18 protein-coding genes are annotated in these 19,823 nt (G+C 68.6%); 8 read left to right on the forward strand and 10 right to left on the reverse strand.

What is annotated here, in order from left to right; genetic code table 11:
• The first annotated feature begins 64 nt into the window (after positions 1 to 64).
• A complete protein-coding gene (locus AMK34_RS31315) occupies positions 65 to 1,285 on the forward strand; it encodes a glycoside hydrolase family 88 protein (RefSeq protein ID WP_073848002.1) in 1,221 nt (406 codons plus the stop codon).
• A 309-nt stretch (positions 1,286 to 1,594) separates the two neighbouring features.
• On the opposite strand, the gene AMK34_RS31320 is transcribed toward AMK34_RS31315, so the two are convergent.
• Positions 1,595 to 2,023, reverse strand: a complete 429-nt coding sequence (locus AMK34_RS31320; protein WP_198941802.1) for a DUF4396 domain-containing protein — start codon at positions 2,021 to 2,023, stop codon at positions 1,595 to 1,597.
• 253 nt (positions 2,024 to 2,276) lie between these two features.
• Here AMK34_RS31320 and AMK34_RS31325 point away from each other — a divergent pair, with 253 nt between their 5' ends.
• The gene (locus AMK34_RS31325) at positions 2,277 to 3,299 is read left to right on the forward strand and encodes an autoinducer 2 ABC transporter substrate-binding protein (protein WP_038517967.1); all 1,023 of its coding nucleotides are present in this window, start codon (positions 2,277 to 2,279) and stop codon (positions 3,297 to 3,299) included.
• 1 nt (position 3,300) lies between these two features.
• Here the strand turns inward: AMK34_RS31325 and AMK34_RS31330 are convergent, their stop codons facing one another.
• Together AMK34_RS31330 and AMK34_RS31335 are read right to left on the reverse strand one after the other, a co-directional pair.
• Entirely contained in the window at positions 3,301 to 4,569 is a 1,269-nt protein-coding gene (locus tag AMK34_RS31330) for a DUF6923 family protein (RefSeq protein WP_073847739.1), read from the reverse strand.
• Positions 4,570 to 4,573: 4 nt separating this feature from the next.
• The gene (locus tag AMK34_RS31335) at positions 4,574 to 5,338 is read right to left on the reverse strand and encodes a bestrophin-like domain (protein ID WP_038517973.1); all 765 of its coding nucleotides are present in this window, start codon (positions 5,336 to 5,338) and stop codon (positions 4,574 to 4,576) included.
• Positions 5,339 to 5,792: 454 nt separating this feature from the next.
• On the opposite strand from AMK34_RS31335, the gene AMK34_RS31340 reads away from it, so the two are divergent.
• Positions 5,793 to 6,818 (forward strand): family 2 encapsulin nanocompartment cargo protein polyprenyl transferase, encoded by a 1,026-nt coding sequence (locus AMK34_RS31340; RefSeq protein WP_038517975.1) that lies wholly within the window; start codon positions 5,793 to 5,795, stop codon positions 6,816 to 6,818.
• Positions 6,819 to 6,875: 57 nt separating this feature from the next.
• On the opposite strand, the gene AMK34_RS31345 is transcribed toward AMK34_RS31340, so the two are convergent.
• Positions 6,876 to 8,003 carry a CapA family protein gene (locus AMK34_RS31345; protein WP_038517978.1) on the reverse strand — a complete coding sequence of 376 codons (1,128 nt, stop codon included), beginning with the start codon at positions 8,001 to 8,003 and terminating at the stop codon, positions 6,876 to 6,878.
• A gap of 295 nt (positions 8,004 to 8,298) precedes the next feature.
• Here AMK34_RS31345 and AMK34_RS31350 point away from each other — a divergent pair, with 295 nt between their 5' ends.
• From AMK34_RS31350 to AMK34_RS31365, 4 genes are read left to right on the forward strand one after another with little or no spacing between them, the layout of a single operon-like run.
• Entirely contained in the window at positions 8,299 to 9,273 is a 975-nt protein-coding gene (locus AMK34_RS31350) for a substrate-binding domain-containing protein (protein ID WP_073847740.1), read from the forward strand.
• A 20-nt stretch (positions 9,274 to 9,293) separates the two neighbouring features.
• Positions 9,294 to 10,826, forward strand: a complete 1,533-nt coding sequence (locus tag AMK34_RS31355; RefSeq protein WP_073847741.1) for a sugar ABC transporter ATP-binding protein — start codon at positions 9,294 to 9,296, stop codon at positions 10,824 to 10,826.
• Positions 10,823 to 11,821, forward strand: coding sequence for an ABC transporter permease (locus AMK34_RS31360; protein WP_073847742.1), 999 nt, complete (start codon positions 10,823 to 10,825; stop codon positions 11,819 to 11,821). Before AMK34_RS31355 ends, AMK34_RS31360 begins: the two co-directional genes overlap by 4 nt.
• Positions 11,818 to 12,480 carry a FadR/GntR family transcriptional regulator gene (locus AMK34_RS31365; RefSeq protein ID WP_073847743.1) on the forward strand — a complete coding sequence of 221 codons (663 nt, stop codon included), beginning with the start codon at positions 11,818 to 11,820 and terminating at the stop codon, positions 12,478 to 12,480. Before AMK34_RS31360 ends, AMK34_RS31365 begins: the two co-directional genes overlap by 4 nt.
• Here the strand turns inward: AMK34_RS31365 and AMK34_RS31370 are convergent, their stop codons facing one another.
• From AMK34_RS31370 to AMK34_RS31395, 6 genes are all read right to left on the reverse strand, one after another.
• Positions 12,481 to 13,797 (reverse strand): DNA polymerase IV, encoded by a 1,317-nt coding sequence (locus AMK34_RS31370; protein ID WP_073847744.1) that lies wholly within the window; start codon positions 13,795 to 13,797, stop codon positions 12,481 to 12,483.
• Positions 13,784 to 14,107 carry a transcriptional regulator gene (locus AMK34_RS31375; RefSeq protein WP_016332004.1) on the reverse strand — a complete coding sequence of 108 codons (324 nt, stop codon included), beginning with the start codon at positions 14,105 to 14,107 and terminating at the stop codon, positions 13,784 to 13,786. The genes AMK34_RS31370 and AMK34_RS31375 overlap by 14 nt, the downstream gene beginning before the upstream one ends.
• Positions 14,104 to 14,733, reverse strand: a complete 630-nt coding sequence (locus AMK34_RS31380; protein ID WP_083650053.1) for a hypothetical protein — start codon at positions 14,731 to 14,733, stop codon at positions 14,104 to 14,106. Before AMK34_RS31380 ends, AMK34_RS31375 begins: the two co-directional genes overlap by 4 nt.
• A 20-nt stretch (positions 14,734 to 14,753) precedes the next feature.
• Positions 14,754 to 15,485, reverse strand: a complete 732-nt coding sequence (locus tag AMK34_RS31385; protein ID WP_073847745.1) for an ABC transporter permease — start codon at positions 15,483 to 15,485, stop codon at positions 14,754 to 14,756.
• Positions 15,482 to 16,384, reverse strand: a complete 903-nt coding sequence (locus AMK34_RS31390; protein ID WP_073847746.1) for an ABC transporter ATP-binding protein — start codon at positions 16,382 to 16,384, stop codon at positions 15,482 to 15,484. Before AMK34_RS31390 ends, AMK34_RS31385 begins: the two co-directional genes overlap by 4 nt.
• A 465-nt stretch (positions 16,385 to 16,849) precedes the next feature.
• Positions 16,850 to 18,418: an alpha/beta hydrolase gene (locus tag AMK34_RS31395; protein ID WP_143202666.1), complete on the reverse strand. Its 1,569-nt coding sequence runs from the start codon at positions 18,416 to 18,418 to the stop codon at positions 16,850 to 16,852.
• 230 nt (positions 18,419 to 18,648) lie between these two features.
• On the opposite strand from AMK34_RS31395, the gene AMK34_RS31400 reads away from it, so the two are divergent.
• Complete coding sequence (locus tag AMK34_RS31400) at positions 18,649 to 19,821, forward strand: macrolide family glycosyltransferase (protein ID WP_073847747.1); 1,173 nt, start codon at positions 18,649 to 18,651, stop codon at positions 19,819 to 19,821.
• Positions 19,822 to 19,823 lie beyond the last annotated feature (2 nt).

Consider the following 19,823-nt stretch of genomic DNA (forward strand, 5'->3'; position numbering starts at 1 on the left):
CACAAGTCCGTAATCGTCGTGCGAAACTCCCGTGACGCGTTCCCACTGACGAATGGCGGACATTGTGAACGTTTCCCGGCGAACCCTCTTGACCACCGCTGCCGGTGCCGCCGTCGCGGCGACGACGATCACCCCGGCCGCCAGTGCGGCAGGGGAAGAAGCCGACGGGCTAAGGACTTTCCGCCGAACGGCCGATTACGCGGTGACCAAGCTGCGGGCCGTCGCCCCCGGGGTCACGGCCTTTCCGGAGATCACCCGATTCGAGAAATGGACCTATTCGCAGAACGGCGGCTGGATCGGCGGATTCTGGCCGGGAACTTTGTGGCTCGCTTCGATCTACAGCGGTGATCCGCGATTCCGCACGCTCGCCATGGCGTCGGCGGAAAAGCTCGCGCCGCGCCAGTACGAGACGCGGGATCACGACCTCGGATTCCTCTTCTACCCGTCGTGGGTGACCGGCTGGCGGCTCACCGGCGACGAGAAGTGGCGCGCCGGCGCGCTCAACGCCGCCGCGTCGCTCATCCAGCGCTACAACGAAAAGGGGAAGTACATCCGGGCGTGGGGCGCGCTCGGCACCCCGGGCAACGCGGGCCGCGTCATCGTCGACACGATGATGAACCTGGACCTGCTGACCTTCGCGAGCAAGCAGACCGGAGACCGGAAGTACCTCGACATCGCCATCTCGCACGCGAAGACCACCGAACGGGTCTTCGTGCGCCCGGACGGTTCGACCCCGCACGTCTTCGATTTCGACCCGGACACCGGCGCCGAGATCGGGCCGAACACCGTGCAGGGCTACAGCCCGACGTCGTGCTGGTCGCGCGGCCAGGCCTGGGGCATCTACGGGTTCACCACGATGTACCGGCGCTCCGGGGATCCGCTGTTCCTGCGGACCGCGCAACGCCTGGCCGACTTCGCATTGCGCGCGCTGACTCCGGACAACGTGCCGGTGTGGGACTACCTCGCACCGCAGGCGCCGTACGACATCAAGGACTCCTCCGCCGGTGCCGTGATGGCGTGCGGGCTGCTCGACCTCGCGAAGGTGGCGAACCGGCCGCAATACCGCGAAGCGGCGATCCGGATCCTCACCGCGCTGTGCGACACGTGCCTGACCGCGAAATCCACGCAGGCCGAGGCGATCATGGCGCGGGGCACGCGCAACCGGCGGGCCGAGGACGGTGTCGAGGTTTCGTTGCCGTACGGCGACTACTACCTGCTGGAGGGCATTCTGCGGGTGCTGATGCCGCGGGAGATCGACCGGGCCGTCGATCTTTCGAGCGTCTGAGCCGGGCGGGCTTTCCGGCTGCGGCGTGGTGTTGCGAAAGCCACTTTCGCAACGCGTTCCGGCGCGGCCGCGCGTGACCGGCGGGGATGGGTGAGGTGAAGGGGACTTTCCCCGCGTCGCATGAGCGGAAGGTCCCCTTCACCTCAGGTCTTACAGTCCACAGGGGGCGGAAGCGTCGCGAAGGCAGGTGAGGGGTCGGCGCGGGTGGTCGTGAGTGTTTCGGGTCGTTCTAACGACACTCGCCACTCACGACCCCCCCAGACAATACTACCCAAAGTACCCAAATCGGACGCATTGCTCCTGGAGAGCTCAGTGACCACCGTGGTGCGCGTGGACCTTCGCGTGCCCCAGGCCGCGCCCGATCATCCACTTGTTCACCGGCACCGTCAGCACGAACGCCACCGCCAGCGAGAACACCAGCGCGCCCCAGAACAGCAGGGTCCCGAGCCCGGCCTCCATGGCGCCCGGCACCACCAGCATGACCGCGTTGTCGACGATCTCCATGACCGCGATCGACACGGTGTCGGCGGCCAGCGCCACCTTGAGCGCGGCGCCGAACGGCAGCCCCGACTTCAGCACGCCGCGCATGGTCAGCGCGTAACCGAAGACGAAGGCGAGCACCACCGAGAGGATGACCGTCGCCAGGTTGCCGAGGTCGAGCGCGGTACCGATGACCATGCCGAGGACCTCACCGATCGCACAGCCGGTGAGGCAGTGCAGGGTCGCCGACACCGCCATCGACCAGCTTGCTCCATGCCTTGCGTCGTCCATGCGAGAGACCATACCCCCCTCCCGTATCAAGCGCGCGGTGAGCCGTCGCTCACCGTCACCCCCGGAGGCCGACTGGGTAATCGTCCCAGGTCGATGAACTCACTTCCGTAACCCTTTGCGCTCATCCGGTTGACCGGGGTAACCGGAGACCCTAGTTTCGCCGGAGGTCTCCACCGCGCGTAGACCGATCGGCTGGTTCAGATGGTTCCGTGACTATGGGGTGGAGATGCGAGGGCCGACGAAGACGCTCGTCGTTGCCACTGTGCTCGTTTTGGGCATGGTGTTCGGGCTGGCCGGCTGCGACGGCGAAGAGCCGGCGGGAATGGCGGCCAGGCCGATCCGGATCGCGTTCGTGCCCAAGGTCGCCGGCATCCCGTACTTCGAGGCGATGAACACCGGCGGGCAGGCCGCGGCCAAGCAGCTCGGTGTCGAATGGACCTCGACCGGTCCGGTCACGGTCGACCCCGCGGCGCAGGTCTCGATCGTGCGCGGCCTCGTCGACCAGCAGGTGGACGTCATCGCGATCGCGCCGAACGATCCCAGGGCGATCGCGCCCGCGATCACCGACGCGCGGGCCAAGGGCGTCCACGTGATCACTTCGGACACCGACGCGCCGGGCACCGATCGCGAGCTCTTCGTCAATCAGGCGACGCCAGAGGGCATCGGCAAGGCGCTCACCGACGCGCTGATGAAGAAGATGGGCAACGCGGGCAAGTACGCGATCGTCTCCTGTGGCGAGACCGCCGAGAACCTCAACGCGTGGATCGCCGTTCAGCGTGCCTATACCGCTACCCAGTACCCCCATGCCCAGCTCGTCGAGACGGTCTACGCCGGTGAGGACAAGGACAACGCCACCGCGCTGGCCAAACAGCTGATGACCAAGTACCCGGACCTCACCGGCCTGGTCGGCGAATGCACGACGTCCGCGCCCGGCGTCGCCGAAGCGGTCCGCTCGCAGCAGAAGATCGGCCGCGTCTTCACCGTCGGCGTCGGGACCCCGCAGGCGATCAAGCCGTATCTGCTGGACGGTTCCGCGTCGCTCTCGGTGCTGTGGAACGTCGAATCGCTCGGCTACCTCACCGCCTGGGCGGGCAAGCAGATCGCCGAGGGCAAACTGCCCGGCCCGTCGAACAAGGTCAACCTCGAACTCCCCGCGATCAAGTACGAGGAAGACAAGAAGACCCTCCTGCTGGGCGACCCGCTCCTGATCACGCGCGAGAACGTGGACCAATTCAAGTACTGACTCACCGCGCCCGCCGGACGGCACCGGCCGCCGCGCCGCCACCGAGGATCAGGACCAGCGCGGTCAAACCCCACCGCCGTTTCTCCTTCGTGCGGGCGTGCGCATCGACCTCCGCCGCCACCTCCTTCCGTTCCCTGGGCGCCGCCGAACGAGACGGCCTCGGCGGGGAAACGGGCGGCTGCGGCATCGCCTGGGGAGCGGAAGTGGGCGCCGGGCTCGACGACGGCGAGGGAGACGGAGACGATGAGGGCGTCTGCGACGGACTCGGGCTCGGCGAAGGAGACGAAGAAGGAGACGGAGACGGACTGGGCGACGGCGGCGTAGAAGTAGGGGAAGGCGTGGGCGTCGGCTTGGGCGGCTCAGGCTTCGGCGGCTCAGGCTTGGGCGGCTCAGGCTTGGGCGGCTCAGGCTTGGGCGGCTCAGGCTTGGGCGGCTCCGGTTCCGGCGCGGTGAGACAGCCCGCGGCGTCCGAACCCGCCAGCGGCGGCCCCGAAAGCACCACGGTCACCTGCCCGCTCCGCTCCAGCCGGTAGAGCACGCTGCGCCCGCCGATCCGGTTCGCCGTGGCGTACAGCGCACCGTCGCGGCCGAGCACCACCGAGCCGTAGACGTCGGCTGGCGGGAAACGCGCGTCTTCGGCTTCACGGACCTTTCCGGTCTCCGGATCGATGGTGATCACGGCGCCTTTTCCGCGCCAGGTGGTGGAAACTCCGTACAGCAATCCGTTGTGGTACGCGAAATCGTTGACGTCGTGGGCGAGCGTGATCGGCCGCAGGAACACCGTTTTGATCACGCGCAGGTACCGCTCCCCCGGCGTCAAGTCCACTGTGTACAGTGTGCCGTTCCTGAGCAGGTACCAGGAATCCCCGCCGATCGCGCCCGCGGTCACTCCCGCGACGGGGCTCCACAGCGGCAGCCGGTTGCCGGCACGGGTGATCGGGCCGAGATCCCGGGTCTTCCCCGCCCGGTCGATCGTCACCGCGTGCGCGCCCCGGCTGAGTCCTTCGGCGACACCGAAGACCAGATCGCGCGTCGCGGAGTAGCCGAGTGCGTTGAGCCGGTAGCCCGGCTCGGTCACCCGCGACGTCGTGCCCGAGCCGACATCGAGCCAGCGCAGCTTCGACTTCCCGTACGACCCGGTCTCCGCCTGCACCACCAAGCAGGACTCGGCGGCCCGCGCGGCCATCGGCGCCAGGAGCGCCGACGCCCCCACCAGCCCGGCGACGGCCACCGTCGCCGCCGCCCGGGTCACCCCGTCCACAGTGCTCACCGGCTCAAGAGATCCTCGCCAGCGCGGCGGTGAACGCGTCCGGCGGGATCCGCACCCCACCGCCGAACGGGTTCTGCAGCTGGTAGATCGCGAACAGCAGCAACGTGACCGTGCCGGCCAGGGTGGACACGATCACCAGGTGCGCGGCCAGCCGGGTACCGCCGAACAGGTTGGGCAGCAGTGCCGAGATGAGGCTGCCGAGAATGAGCGCGAACCACACGACACCGCCGACCCGGCCGCCCACGACCGCGTTGAGCCGCTCCTGCCGCGCCTCGTAGACCTGCCAGAGCTGCGTGTTCGCCTCGGTCTTGCGCTCGCGCAGCCAGTCGTCGTCCGTCGGGGCCTTGTCCACGGCCTTGCGCAACCGGTCGAGCTGCGTCCAGCCGGCGTCCGGGAGGGTCGTCTGCCCTCCGGCCATCAGCGGCCATTCCTTCTGCTCGACCGTGCTGATGTACTCGGTGCTCAGCTTCCGCACCTCGTCCTTGACCTCGGTCCCCAGCGAATCGGCGGCCCAGACGGCGGCGACCAGACTGTCCGCCTCGTGGTAGGAGCCCTCGCGCGCCGCGCTCGCGGAATCGAAGAGGGAGATCAGGATGAAGGCGACCAGGACGGCGTGCAGCCCGCCGACGATGGTGAACACCTGGCCGGCGGCGTCGTTGTTGTCGGGCCGTCCTTCGTCCCAGCCGAACCTGCGGACGAGGTAGCCGACGAGTCCCGCGAGGGCCGCCGCGCCGACGACCCAGGCGATGCCGGTCAGGTAAATACCCATTCGAGTCCTTCCAGGCTGGAGACTGCTGAAACTAGTTCACCCTTCGACGAACGGAAAAGACCGGTTGAATCAATTCATACCAGCGGCGGACGGAGACAAGTCGATCATCACCGGCTCGGCCCAATTTCCCACGACTCGAAACAATTTCCGACACGCGCCGGAAAGGCCTGTCACCGGTCGGAGAACCCCGCTTCACGACCGAGTGAGCGGCCACCACGAGACGTCACCGACCTGGTCGCATACGGGCATTTCGCGCAGTGACGGCACCCGATCGGCCGCCGGAGAACGCGCGTCCGGCCCAATCCGACAAACAGGTGAACCTCTCCGTAGACCCGATCGAGCTGTTTGACCGGGCATTACGCCTTGCTATGTTGACTTTGCGCCCACCCACTCGAATGGGTATCCGCGAATTGTGAAAAACCGCGGTTCACCGGGTCGACTGAAAGGGAGTCCGTTGACGACCATCGAGACCCATACCGGCGCCCGGCCCGCCGGTGAGGTACTGACCTGGAGCCGGAATCTTCTCGACCCGGCCTTGCGTGAAGCCGTCGACGGATTGCCCGAGTCGATGCGGCTCATCGCCGGTTACCACTTCGGCTGGTGGGACGAACACGGCCGTCCGTCCACTTCGGACAGCGGGAAGGCGCTGCGGCCCGCACTGGCGCTGTTGTCGGCACAGGCGGTCGGCGGGGACGCCGAGATCGCCGTCCCGGTGGGCGTCGCGGTGGAGATGGTGCACAACTTCTCCCTGCTGCACGACGACGTGATGGACTCCGACACCACGCGGCGGCACCGCCCGACCGCCTGGACCGTTTTCGGCACCGGTGCGGCGATCCTCGCCGGGGACGCCTTGCTGTGCCGGGCCTTCGAGGTGCTGGCGCCGTTCGGGCAGACCGCGCTGCGGGTGCTCAGCACCGCCGTGATCGACCTGCTGGAAGGGCAGAGCGCCGATCTGAAGTTCGAGGAACGCGGTGACGTCGACACCGCCGAATGCGTTCGCATGGCCGAGGGGAAGACCGGCGCGTTGCTCGGGGCGTCGTGCACGCTCGGAGCGCTGGCCGGAGAAGGGAGGCAGGATCAGGTCGACCGGCTGACCGAGTACGGGAGGGCACTCGGGCTGGCGTTCCAGCACATCGACGATCTCCTCGGGATCTGGGGCGATCCGGCGGTGACCGGGAAACCGGTCCACTCGGATCTCTCCAACCGGAAGAAGTCCCTGCCGGTGGTGGCCGCGCTCCACTCGGGGACGGACGCCGGGCGAGAGCTGGATGCCTTGTACCGCAAGGAAAACCTCGACGCCGCGGAGTTGCCCCACGCGGCGGAGCTGGTGGAACGGGCGGGCGGCCGGACGTGGAGCCAGGAGCAGGCCGACGCGCTCCTGACCGGCGCGCTGCACCATCTCGCCGTCGCGAACCCGGTGCCCCGCCCAGGCGCCGAGCTCGCGGCCCTCGCGAAACTGGTGGTGCGGCGACGGTATTGAAGTCGGGCGCGGTAAGGCAGGGGTGGGCGGGGAAGAGCCCACCCCTGTCCCCTCAGGTCAGCGACCGGGCCGGGTCAAGCCCTTGTCCGCGGCGCCACGGCTGAGGACGACCTCGTCGGTCGCCTTGAGCGCTTCCGCGCCGGCGTTCCCGGCCTGCCCCGCGGTCAGGTCGAGCAGCCGGATCGGCGGGCCGAGCTGGACCAGCGTCGGAACGTATTCGGCCTTGTCGACCTTCCAGCGGTCTCCGTCGCGCACGAACCGGAACCGCGCCGCGGCGCCCTGTTCGGTCGAGCCCTTCGGTTCCGAATGCCGGGCGACGCTGTTGCCGAGGCCGTAGGCGACCCACTTGCCGTTGATCTGCTCGAAGGGCTGCACGACGTGCGCGTGGTGGCCGATGATCAGGTCGATCGAGTCGTCGCCGAGGAGTTTCTTCGCCAGCGTGCGCTGTTCGGCGGTCGGATCGTGCTGGTATTCGGTGCCCCAGTGCAGGCTCGCGAGGACGACCTGGGCGCCCGCCTTCCGCGCGGCCTTGGCCTGGGCGATCACGTCTTCGGCGTCGATCTGGTTGACCAGCCAGGGTTTGCCCGCGGGCACCTTGATCCCGTTGAACCCGTAGGCGAAGGAGATCTGGGCGACCTTGACGCCGTTGACGTCGACGATCAGTGGCTTCTTCGCCTCTTCGGCCGAACGTGCCGAACCGGTGTGCTTGATCCCCGCCTCGTCGAGCTTGTCGAGCGTGCGGGTCGCGCCGTCCACGCCCTGGTCGATCGTGTGGTTCGACGCGGTCGAGCAGTTGTCGTACCCGGTGTCCTTGAGCGCGTCGACGATTTCCGGCGGCGCGCTGAACGACGGGTAGCCGCTGTACGGCCCGCCTTTCGGCGCGAGCGGCGTTTCGAGGTGACAGATGCCGAGGTCAGCCCCGGAGATCAGTGGCTTGATCCCGGCCAGCAGCGGCCGGTAATCGATCTTGCCGCCGCCGTCCTCCTTCGCCTGCTCGGTCAGCGCGGGGTGGATCAGCACGTCGCCGGTGGCGACCACGGTGAAGGACCCGTCCGGCGCCTGGCTCGACTGCGGCGCTTCGGACGCGGCGGGCGGCGGCTGGTGCTCAGGGGTGCCGCTGCACGCGGCGAGCAGGACGGCGGCGCCGAGGAGGGCGGTGGTCTGGCGGACGCGGGAGCTGAACATCGATTCCCTCGATCGGGTGACGGTCCCTCCATCCTGCCTTACGCCCTGTAGGCGCGACACTCAACCGAAGTCAACAAGAACGATCGGACAGACTTCGGACAAGTTCCACAGGATCGATCGCGTTCCTGACCGGCGATTAGTCGGATCAGAGCCGGTCGTCGTGACCGGATCGCGCCTTGACGTCACCCGGAAGAGTGTTTAGTAATACAAGTCACACTCTTCCGCTTCGTCTTGGGAGCATCCGATGTCCACAGCTTCGCACAGGTCCCTGCCCTGGCGCATTGTTGGTTCTTGTTTGATTGCCGGTGTCGTGCTGACCGGCTGCTCCTCCGGAAAAGAGACCGCCGCACCCCAGCAGCAGGCTCCCGCGAGCGGCAAGATCACCCTGTTCTACCTGCAGAAACAGGGTGATCAGCAGTACTTCGTCGAGCAGGCGCAGGGAGCGCAGGAGAAGGCGAAGGAACTCGGCGTCGAACTCAAGGTCGTCAACCTCGGGCAGGACGCCAACAAGGCGATCACCGAACTCGACGCCGCGGTCGCCCAGGGCGCCAACGGCATCGCGATCGTCGTCCCGGACCAGGCCATCGGCCCGCAGGTGCTCGACAAGGCGAAGAGCGCGGGCATCCCGATCATCGCCTCCGACGACGTGATCAAGGACGGCGCCGGGACGAAGTCGCCGTTCGTGGGCTTCAACGGCTCGCAGATGGGCGATTCGGTCGGCAAGGAGGCCGCGAAGCTGTTCAAGGCGGCGGGCTGGGCCGCCGCGGACACCAAGATCATCAGCGCCTACAAACAGGATCTGACGGTCTGCTCCGACCGCGTCACCGCCGCCAAAGCCGCCTTCGACAAGGACGCCGGCGCACAGGTGCCGGTGATCGAGGTCGGCACCGACAACACCCCGGTCGACGCCCAGAACCGCACCGGCGCGGTGATCGGCTCGAATCCGGGCGTCAAGCATTGGGTGGTCTGGGGCTGCAACGACGAGAACGAGACCGGTGCCGTCACCGCGCTCGCGAACTCCGGCGTCCCCGCGGCCGACATCATCGGCGTCGGCCTCGGCGCCTACCTGACCTGCAAGGACTGGGCCGCGGGCAAGGACACCGGGAACAAGTCGGCGCTGTTCATCTCCGGCGCCGAGGTCGGCCGCACGGCGATCCAGCTGCTCGTGGACAAGGTGAAGAGCTCCAAGGAGCTTCCCCCGGAGACGATCGCGAAGACCCAGATCGTCACCAAGGACAACTACAAGCAGGCCGGCGTCAACTGCATCTGATCCCGCGTGGAGGCGGTTCCATGGCCACATCCGAACCCGCGGCGGTGCTGACCGCCGAAGGAATCGGCAAACGGTTCTCCGGGGTGACCGCGCTCGACGGCGTCACCCTGGACTTCCGGCCCGGCGAGGTCCTCGCGCTGATGGGCGAGAACGGCGCCGGCAAGTCCACCCTGCTCCGGGTGCTCTCCGGCGACCACGGTCCCGACGACGGGCAGCTGCTGATCGACGGCGCCCCGGTGACGTTCGACAGCCCGCGGACCGCGATGGCCGCCGGGATCCGGGTGATCTACCAGGAGCCGGAGATCATCCCGCACGTTTCGGTGGCGGAGAACGTCTTCGTCGGCGAACTACCCGCACGGGGACGGCTGGTCAACCGCCGGACCCTGCACCGGATGACGCACGAGGCGTTGCGGGAGTACGGATTCGAAGGGGTGCTGCGGCCGGAGACGCTCGGGAACAGGCTGTCGCCCGCGCAACGGCAGCTGGTCGAGATCCTGCGCGTGCTCACCGCGACGTCACCGTCGAAGGTGATCGCGTTCGACGAGCCGACGTCGTCGCTGTCCGAGCACGAGGTCGACGCGTTGTTCGCGCTGATCCGGCGGTTGCGCGACAACGGCGTCGCGGTCGTCTACGTCTCCCACCGGATGAAGGAGATCTTCCAGCTCGCCGACCGGGTCGCCGTACTGCGCGACGGCAGCCTGATCGGTGTCGAGGACGCTGCCTCCACCGACGAGAACCGTTTGGTGCGCATGATGATCGGCCGCGACCTGTCCACTTTGGAGCGACGAGCCACGCAGGAGACCGGCCGTGTGGTGCTGCGGCTCGACCGGGTCACCACCGACGACGTCGCGGACATCTCCCTGGAGGTCCGCGCGGGTGAGGTCGTCTGCCTCGCCGGATTGGTCGGCGCCGGGCGTTCGGAACTCGCGCACGCGATCGTCGGCGACCTGCCGGTGCGCTCGGGAACCGTCGAACTCGACGGGAAACCGTTGCGTGCCCGCACTCCGGGCGACGCGGTCAAGGCGGGGATCGGGTTCGCGCCGGAGGAACGCAAGACCGACGCGTTGCTGATGCAGCGATCGGTGCGGGACAACGTGTCCATCGCCGTACTGGACCGCCTGCGCCGGTTCCGCGTGGTGCGGCGGGCCAAGGAACGCGAACTCGTCGCCGAATACGTGCGCGAACTGCGCGTGCGGACACCGTCGATGGAGCAGGAGGTCCGCAAGCTCTCCGGCGGCAACCAGCAGAAGACGGTGCTCGCGCGCTGGCTCGCGCGGCGCCCGAAACTGCTGATCCTCGACGAACCCACCCGCGGTGTCGACGTCGGCGCGAAGGCCGAGATCTACCGGATCATCGACGGGCTCGCCGCCGAAGGCATCGCGCTGCTGGTGATCTCGTCGGATCTGCCCGAGGTGCTGAGCCTCGCCGACCGGATCGTCGTCCTGCGCGCGGGCCGGGTCGCCGGTGCGCTCGACCGTGACGACGCGACCGAAGAAGCCGTGCTGACCCTGGCCATCCCCGCCACCGAAGACACCGAGGAGATCGCCTCGTGACCACCATCGCCCACCAGGTGTCCCCGTTCCGCCGGACGGTGACCGCGATCGGCGTGCAGAACTCGAGCCTGCTGCTCACCCTGATCGCGCTCGTGATCCTGATGAGCTCGCTGAACGAGAACTTCCTGCGCACCAACAATCTGCTGCTGATCGGCAGCGCGATCACCATCATGGGCCTGCTGTCGCTGGTGCAGACGCTGGTGATCATCCTCGGCGCGCTGGACATCTCGGTCGGCTCGATGGCCGGGCTCGCGTCGGTGGTGTCGGCGATGGTGTTCACCTCGACCGGGAGTTCCGCGGTCGGCACGCTCGCCGCGATCGGCGTCGGCGTGGTGTGCGGCCTGGTCAACGGCATGATCATCATCTTCGGCCGGGTGAACCCGGTGGTCGCGACGCTGGCGATGCTGGCGACGTACAAGGGCATCGCGCAGGTGATCTCGGACGGCAAGGCGCAGGGCTACACCGGCGCCGACGACCTGTTCATCTTCCTCGCCAAGGGTTCGATCGCGGGGCTGCCGACACTCGTGTGGGTGTTCCTGCTCGTCGCGGCGGTGCTGCACTTCCTGTTGCGCTACACCGACATCGGCCGCAACATCTACGCCATCGGCGGCAACGACACCGCCGCGCGCCTGGCCGGGATCAACATCAACCGCTACATCATCGGTGTCTACGCCCTCGTCGGTGTCGTCGCGGCGATCGCGGGACTGCTGATCACCGCGCGTACCGGCTCCGGGCAGCCGACGTCCGGTTCCGAAGGGCTCGAACTGCTCGCCGTCACCGGCGCCGCGCTCGGCGGCACGATGCTCAAGGGCGGCAAGGGATCCATCGTCAGCACGGTGCTGGCGGTGATCATCCTGGGCGTGCTCAACAACGGGATGTCCGGCCTCGGCGTCAACCCGTTCTGGCAGAACATGGCCACCGGGACCCTGCTCGTCGTCGCCGTCGTGCTCCAGCAGGTCCGCGGCGGGGAACGCCGGGTCGGTCTGCCGGTATGACCCGGCATGCCCGGATCGTCGACGAGCTGGGCAGGCTGATCGTTTCCGGTGCCTTCGGGGCGGGGCGGCCGATCGTCCCCGAAGACCTCGGGCGCCGGTTCTCCGCGTCGCGCACGATGGTGCGGGAAGCGTTGCGGGTGCTGGAGTCCAAGGGCATGGTCGTGGCGCGGCCGCGGGTCGGCACCTGGACGCGGCCGCCGGAGCACTGGGACGCGATCGATCCGGACGTCATCGCCTGGCGGGTCGAGGGGCCCGAGCGCGCCCGGCAGCTGGCGGAACTGCGGGAACTGCGGTGGGCGATCGAACCGCAGGCCGCGAGGATGGCCGCGTGGCATCGCCGCCCGGACGAACTCGCGGTCCTCGTCGCGGCGTACGGATTGCTGGAGGACGCCGCCGACGTCCGGACCTTCCGGAAGGCCGACGGCGCCTTCCACGCGGCCCTGCTTCGCGCGTCCGGCAATCCCCTGATCGCGCGCTTGCACGTGCCGGTCGTCGCGGCCCTGGACGAGGTTCCCGGCGACGACGTGCTGGCCGCGCATTCGCTCGTCCTGGCGGCGGTGCTCGGGAAGGACGCCGATGGGGCGGAATCGGCTTCGCGGCACTTACTGGACATCGTCACGCCCGGCGATCTCGCGTGCTTGAACGCCGATCTCGCGTGATCAGGCCAGGCAGTCGCCGGGTTCTCCCCGGCGCAGCGCCGGATCCTCCTGGGTGAAGGTCCGCGCGACCCCCGGCCCGCTGGATCGCGTCTCGAACCGGACGGTCACCCGGCCGTGCCCGGCGCCCTGCACCCAGCCGGTGCCGAACTCGTCGTGCACGACGTCGTCGCCGGGCCGCCAGCTCGACGAGACCACGGCCACCGGCGCGGGCGCCCGTTCGACCACCGGCACGTCCGGCGCCGGAACGGAGAGCGTGAACAGCGGATCCTGATGCGGCACCGAAAGCCCGGACAACGCGACACCGGCCAGCCGCACCCCGCCGAATTCGGTCGGGTCGATCAGCAGTCGTTCCGCCATCGCGGCGAGCTGGTCGAATTCGTCGGTGGGCGAGGCCATCGTCTCCGAACGCGTCACCGTGCTGAAATCGGTGTGCCGCAGTTTCACCACCACCGTCCGCGCGACCCGGCCGGCGTTGACGAGCCGCCGGTGCGCGTGCACGGCGAGGTCGCGGACCTCGCGCCGCAGGCTCGGCAGGTCGATCAGGTCCCGGTCGAACGTCGTCTCCGCGCTGACCTGCTTGAGCTCCGCGCGGTCGGACACCGGCCGGTCGTCGACGCCGGTCGCCAGCCGCCGCAGGTCCCGCCCGACCACACTGCCCAAAGTGGACACCGCGTCGGCGTCGGAGAGCGCGGTCAGCTGCCCCAGCGTCCGGACGCCGATCGCGCGCAGTTTCCCCTCCGCCACCGGGCCGATCCCCCACAGCACCCTGGTCGGCAGCGGCGCGAGGAAATCGCGTTCGGTGCCCTGGTCGACGACGAGCAGCCCGTCCGGTTTCGCCAGATCCGAAGCGACCTTCGCGACCTGTTTCCCCGACGCCGCCCCGATCGACGCGACCAGGCCGATGTCGGACCGGATGTGCTCCCGCAGGCGCGCACCGAACGCCCGCACGTCCTCCGACGACACCCCGGCCAGTGACGGCGGTTCCGCGAAGGCCTCGTCGAGGGAGATCCGTTCCAGCACGGGCGCGTACGTGGCGACGAGGTCGAACACCCGGGTGCTCAGCAATTCGTACAGTTTGAACCGCGGCGGCAGGATGACCCCGTTGGGCGGCAACAGCCTCCGCGCCTGCGACATCGGCATCGCCGATTTGATCCCGTGTTCGCGCGCCTGGTAACTCGCCCCGGCGACCACTCCGCGCGGACCCGCGCCGCCGACCAGGACCGGACGCTGAGCCAGGGTCGGCCGGGTCAGCTGTTCACAGGAGGCGTAGAACGCGTCCATGTCGAGGTGGATGACCCACCGGTCATGCCCGCCCATCGCCCGGTACCTCGAGAAGACGGTGCAGGGCCTTCGTGTATTCCTCGAACGCGGCCCGGCCACGCGTGGTCAGCTCGACCAGCGTCACCGGCGTGCGATGTTCGAAGGCCTTGGTGATCCCGACGTAGCCGGCGTCCTCGAGTTTGCGCAGATGCGTCGACAGGTTGCCCGGCGTCATGTCCAGCAGTTGCTGCAACCGCGGGAAGGTGATGCTGTCCCCCGGCCCCAGGCTCGACAGGGCCACGGTGACCCGCAGCCGCGCCTGCGCGTGGATCACCGGATCCAGCTGGGGCAGCCCGTCTTCGCTCATCGCGCCCGCACCAGGAAGACCAGGGACGCCACCAGGAAGCCACCGCCGCCCGCGACGCTCAGCACGAGGAAGTTGTACGGTCCCCCGGCCAGCACGCTCGCCGCGCCGCACGCGATGATCCACACGCCGAGGCCGTACTGCAGTTTGCTCTGCCACAGCATGCCGCCGGCGAGGTACATCAGGCCGGTCAGCATGAGCGAGGTCCCGGACCACAGCAACGGGACCAGGTCGGCGTCGAGGCCGAGCCGGATCAGGGCGGTGTTCACCACCGTCAGCCCGCCGAACGCGATCATCCAGCTCCACCCGTACATCGCCCCGACGAGCCGGGACGGGCCGTGGACGCCGCGGCCCGCGCGGATGCCGTAGATCGCCGAGTACGTCATGGCCCCGGCGAAACCGACGACGGTGATCACGGCGGCGACCCACAGCGGCAGCAACGCCGTCGGCGGGGCGGAGACGTAGATCAGCCCGAAACCGAACAGCCACACCAGACCCCAGACGGCGAGCAGCACGGCCGGATTCGGCCCGATCTCGCGCCGGGTCCGCTCCGACTGCGTGGCGATGAGCGCGAGCGACTCCTCGGGCGTCATCGGCCGCTCGTCGCCGTCCCGTTCATCCTCCACCACTTGGGAAAACTAACACGGGTTCACAGTCTCGCCGTGTCGAGCCGGAACCTCGCCATCACCACGAGCGCGGGTACCACCAGCCACGCCGCGAGCACTCCGACGGCGGTCACCGTGCCCGAGCCGCCGAGCACCGGCGCGCGGCCGATCTCGCCGAGCCAGTACGTCGGCATGAGATGCCCGGCGGTGTTCATCCAGCCGGGCAGCACCTGCAGCGGGATCCACAACCCGCCGAACATGCCCAGCGGCAGCATCAGCGCGCCGGTCACGGCCTGGACGGTGTCGCCCTTGCCGAACAGGCCGATCATCAGGCCCAGTACGGCGAAAGGCAGCGTCCCGAGCCACAGCGTGCCGAAGATCGTGAACCACTGGCCGGTTTCGAGCCGGATGCCGCGGATCATCCCGGCCGCGAAGATCACCAGCAGGACGGGCAAGGCGACGAACAGTCCGGCCGCCACCTTGACCATCAGGTAGCCGGGCGCCCGCAACGGTGTCAGCCGCAGGGTGCGCTGCCAGCCGTCGGTGCGCTCGGTGGCGACGCGGGTGCCGGTGAACAGCGCGGCGGTCATGGCGCCGTACGCGGCCATGTTCACCATGGTCACCGTCGCGGTCGAGATACCCGGAGCGATCTCCTGGGCACCGAAGATCCCACCGAACAACAGGAACATCGCCAACGGCATGCCGATGGTGAACAACGCGAACTGCGGGCTGCGGACGATGCGCTTGATCTCCAGCGCGAGGTAGGCCGGGTTCATCTCAAAGCTCCTTCAGCTTCATCGGCGGTCAGCGCGATGAAGGCTTCTTCCAGTCCCACAGCGGTGATTTCGATGTTCGCGGCGAGCGGGAACTCGCGCAGCAGGCCGCGGATGGCGGCGTCGGAGTCGGCACAGTTCAGTTCCGCGTGGCCGGCGCGCAGCACGGCGCGCGAGACCCCGGGCAGCGCGGCGAGCGCGGTTTGGGTGGCATCCGGGACGACGGCGCGCAGCACCCGCCCGGCGACCGCGGCCCGCACCTCGCCGACGGGACCGTCCGCGACGACCCGGCCGTGCCGCATGAGCACGACGCGGTCCGCGTAATCCTCGGCCTCGGCGAGGTAATGCGTCGCGAAGAGGACCGTGCGGCCCGTCTCGGTGTACTCGCGCATCGACGCCCAGAACCGGCGCCGCCCGTCGACGTCCATGGCCGCGGTGGGTTCGTCGAGCACCAGCAGATCCGGATCGCCGACCAGCGCGAGCGCGAACCGGACCCGCTGCTGCTCGCCGCCGGAAAGCTTGCCGCAGCGGCGGTTCGCGTACTCGGTGACACCCGCCCGCTTGAGCACCTCGCGGACCGGCAGCGGATTCCGGTGCAACGACGCGAACAGGCCGACGAGTTCGGCGACCGTGGCGTCCCGCAGGAGCGTCCCGTTCTGCGCCATCGCGCCGACCATCCCCCGGTCCATCGCCTCGGCCGCGCTGAGCCCGGCGACCCGGACCCGGCCGTCGTCCGGCCTGCTCAGCCCCAGCAGCATGTCGATGGTGGTCGATTTGCCCGCGCCGTTCGGCCCGAGCAGCGCCACCACCTCCCCTGGCGCGACCCGCATACTGACGTCTTCGACGGCCAGGACGTCACCGAAGCGCTTGATCAGCCCTTCGAGGCTGAACGCGTCCGCCATGACTCTCCCCCTTCGAGCACTCTGAACCACAAAGCTCACTCGCACTTTGTAACACAAAGTCCCCTGCCCTGAAAACCCCAGAAGTCCGTGAAGGCCTCCTTGAGGGACCCGTATTTGCTGACCCGCTGGTGTGGCTGGGGTCGACCCCGTTGGCAAGGGAGACGGGGCAGTGAACTCATGCCGGCTGTCGTCTTGGGCGAGTGGGGAAGATTCCGGCCGTCCAACGTCCAGGATCTTCCCCACTCGGTCGTCCACCCCGGGGCGCGACCGGCACGATCAAGGGTTCAAGACCAGGACGGCCACCGCGACGATGAAGGAATCGGGACACTTAACGTCCCAATTCCTTCATCGTCATCCCTCGACGACAACCGGACTCTCGCTCCCACGCAGGTCGGACGTAAGTACACAAATGAAGGCCTCCTTGAGGGACTCTGGGTCCCTCAAGGAGGCCTTCACGGACTGGGGTTAGGCGGGCACCCGGGAGGTGGCCGCGTCAGGGACCGAAGCCGTGGCCGAAGCGGGTGCCGGAGGCGGCACCGGGAGCGGCAACGGCGCGCACTCGACATCGGCGGTGCGCCCCGGCTTCCGGTCGGGCAGAGCCCCTGTCGCCAGGTAGTCGGCGATCCGGTTGTCGACGCAAGCGTTTCCGCGCGGCGTGATGGCGTGGCTCGTGCCGCCCGGCTCACCGATCAGGCGAGCACCGGGGAACCGGCTGCGCACCTCGAGGCTGCCCTCGTACGGCGTCGCCGCGTCGAGCGTCTCGCCGATCATCAGCACACTCGGCACCTTCGAGCCGTCGACCTTCACCGGCTTGGCAGGCTTCGCGGGCCAGTACAGGCAGGGCGCGTTGAACCAGGCGTTCTGCCACGTGAAGTACGGCGCCTTCTCGTACGTGCGCCAGTTGTCGCGCTTCCACTGCTGCCAGCTCGGCGGCCACTTCACGTCCGTGCACTGGACGGCGAGGTAGACGGCGTACCCGTTGTCGTCGCCACGTCCGCCGAAGGCCTCGAACAGGCCCTTCATCGTCTGCCAGTCGCCCTTGTTGACGAACTTCGCGAGCGCGTCACCGAGCAGCGTCCAGCGCAGCTGGTAGTACGACGCCTGCTGGAAGACGTCGAGGAGTTCGTCCGGCCCGATGAAACCACCGGCCGGAACGGCGGCCGCCTTCTTCAACTGCTCGTTGAAGACCTGCTTCACCGCGGCCTGCGTCTTGCCGAGGTGGTAGACGTCGTCGTGCTGCGCGACCCAGCCGAACCAGATGTTCAGGTTGACGTCGAAGGCCACGTCCTGGTTGAGGTTCGCCTGGTACCAGACGTTGCGGGGGTCCACAGTGGAATCGAGGACCATCCGGCGGACGTGCTGCGGGAACAGCGTCCCGTAGACCTGGCCGAGGTAAGTGCCGTAGGAGTACCCGTAGAAGTTCAGCTGCTCCACGCGGAGCGCCTTGCGGATACTGTCCATGTCCTTGACCGTGTCGGTCGTCTTGATGTTCTCCAGCAGCGCGCGGCTGTTCTTCTCCGCGCACGCGTCGGCGTAGGACTTCGAACGCTGCAGCCAGGTCTTCTCCAGCTGCCGCGTCGTCGGCACGTAGTTCGGCCGGTTGTAGTCCATGTAGTCCGGGATGCACGAAAGCGCGGGTTTGCTGGAGCCGACGCCGCGCGGGTCGAAGCCGACCCAGTCGTAGGCGTCGCCCGCGTGGTTCGGCACGCGGGTGCCGCGGGTGGCGAGCAGCAGCCCGGAGCCGCCGGGACCGCCGGGGTTCGTGAGCATGACGCCCTGGTACTGCGCCTCGGGCGTCTTGTGCTTGACGCGGCTGAGCGCGAGCGAGATCTTCTCGCCGCGCGGCCTCGAATAGTCCAGTGGAACGGACAGGTAACCGCATTCGGCACCGGCGTTGATCAACGTCGGATCGGTGCACGCTCCCCAGGTGATCGTCTCGACGGGCTGCGCCGCCTCCGCCGCGCCGGCGGGCGCGGTCACCGCGACCGAGGCGAGCGTGGCCGCGGTCAGCGCGGTGATGAGAACACGTCTCAAGGTTTCTCCCTTTCCCTCCAAAGGTGAAAGCCCCGAAACCCTATCCACGTCCATGACCTGCGGAAGCCTTCCGGCGAAGGTCCCTACCAACGGCGGGTCCCGATCGCGGCAAACCGGGCAACCGGTTAATCGGTTGGGACGCCTCGGGGGCCTCGCTAGGCTGTCGATCATGATCCGCCGCATCCGCGTTCGCGCCCTCTGACCCCACTTCACGGATCCGGACAGGACACATGCAGAACCAGCACATCGCCATGATCGGCTCCACCGCGCCGAGTCACATCTATCCCTCGTTGGCGATCATCCGTGAGCTCGTCGCTCGCGGGCATCGGGTCAGCTACGCCGTGGGCGAGCCGCTCACCGGGTTGATCGCGCCGACCGGGGCCGAGGTCGTCTCGCACCCCTCGATCCTCCCGCTCGGCGATCAGTCGGCGTGGCCGGAGGATCCGGCGTCGCAGATGCGGGTCTTCCTCGACGAAGGCATCCAGGCGATGCCGGTACTCACCGACTTCTACGACGAGAACCGCCCGGACCTGGTGCTGTACGACATCGGCGGGCTTCCGGCGCCGCTGCTGGCGAGGCGGTACGGCGTTCCGGCGGTGCAGCTTTCCCCGACGTATGTCGCCTGGGAAGGCTACGAGGAGGACATGGGTGAGATCGTCACCGCGATCCGGACCTCACCGTCCGGAAAGGACTATTTCGCCACTTTCACCCGCTGGCTGAACGAGAACGGCATCGAGGCCGACGCCTGGGACTGGATCTCCCATCCGGAGCAGGTGCTCGCGCTGCTGCCGAGGGCGATGCAGCCCAACGTCGAACGGGTGCCGTCGTCGGTCCGCTTCGTCGGCCCGGCACTGGACCCGGAACGCCTGGCCGACCGGAGCTGGACCCCGCCGCCGAGCGGCCGGAAGGTCCTCCTGATGTCGCTCGGCACGGCGTTCACCGACCAGCTCGACCTGTTCCGCGCGTGCGTCGACGGGTTCCGCGACTCGGACTGGCACGTGGTCATCTCGATCGGCCAGACCGATCCGGCCGCGCTCGGCCCGCTGCCGGAGCACATCGAAGTGCGGTCGTTCGTGCCGCAACTCGCGGTGCTGGAGGCCGCGTCGGCGTTCATCACGCACGCCGGTATGGGCGGCAGCACGGAATCGCTCTGGTACGGCGTGCCGACCGTCGCGATCCCGCTGGCGACCGACGGTTTCGGCAACGCGGCGAAACTGGCCGAACTCGGTGTCGGTGAACAGCTTCCGGCCGACGAAGTGACTGCCTCGACGCTGCGTGCCGCCGTCGAGCGGGTGGCGGGTTCGCCCTCGGTGGCCGCGCGGCTGGCCGAGGTGCGGGCCGAGACCCGCGGGAACGGCGGGATCGAGCGGGCCGCCGATGCCGTGGAGTCGTTCCTCCCGTAGCC

The organism is Amycolatopsis sp. CB00013 (assembly GCF_001905755.1).
Taxonomy (GTDB): domain Bacteria; phylum Actinomycetota; class Actinomycetes; order Mycobacteriales; family Pseudonocardiaceae; genus Amycolatopsis; species Amycolatopsis japonica.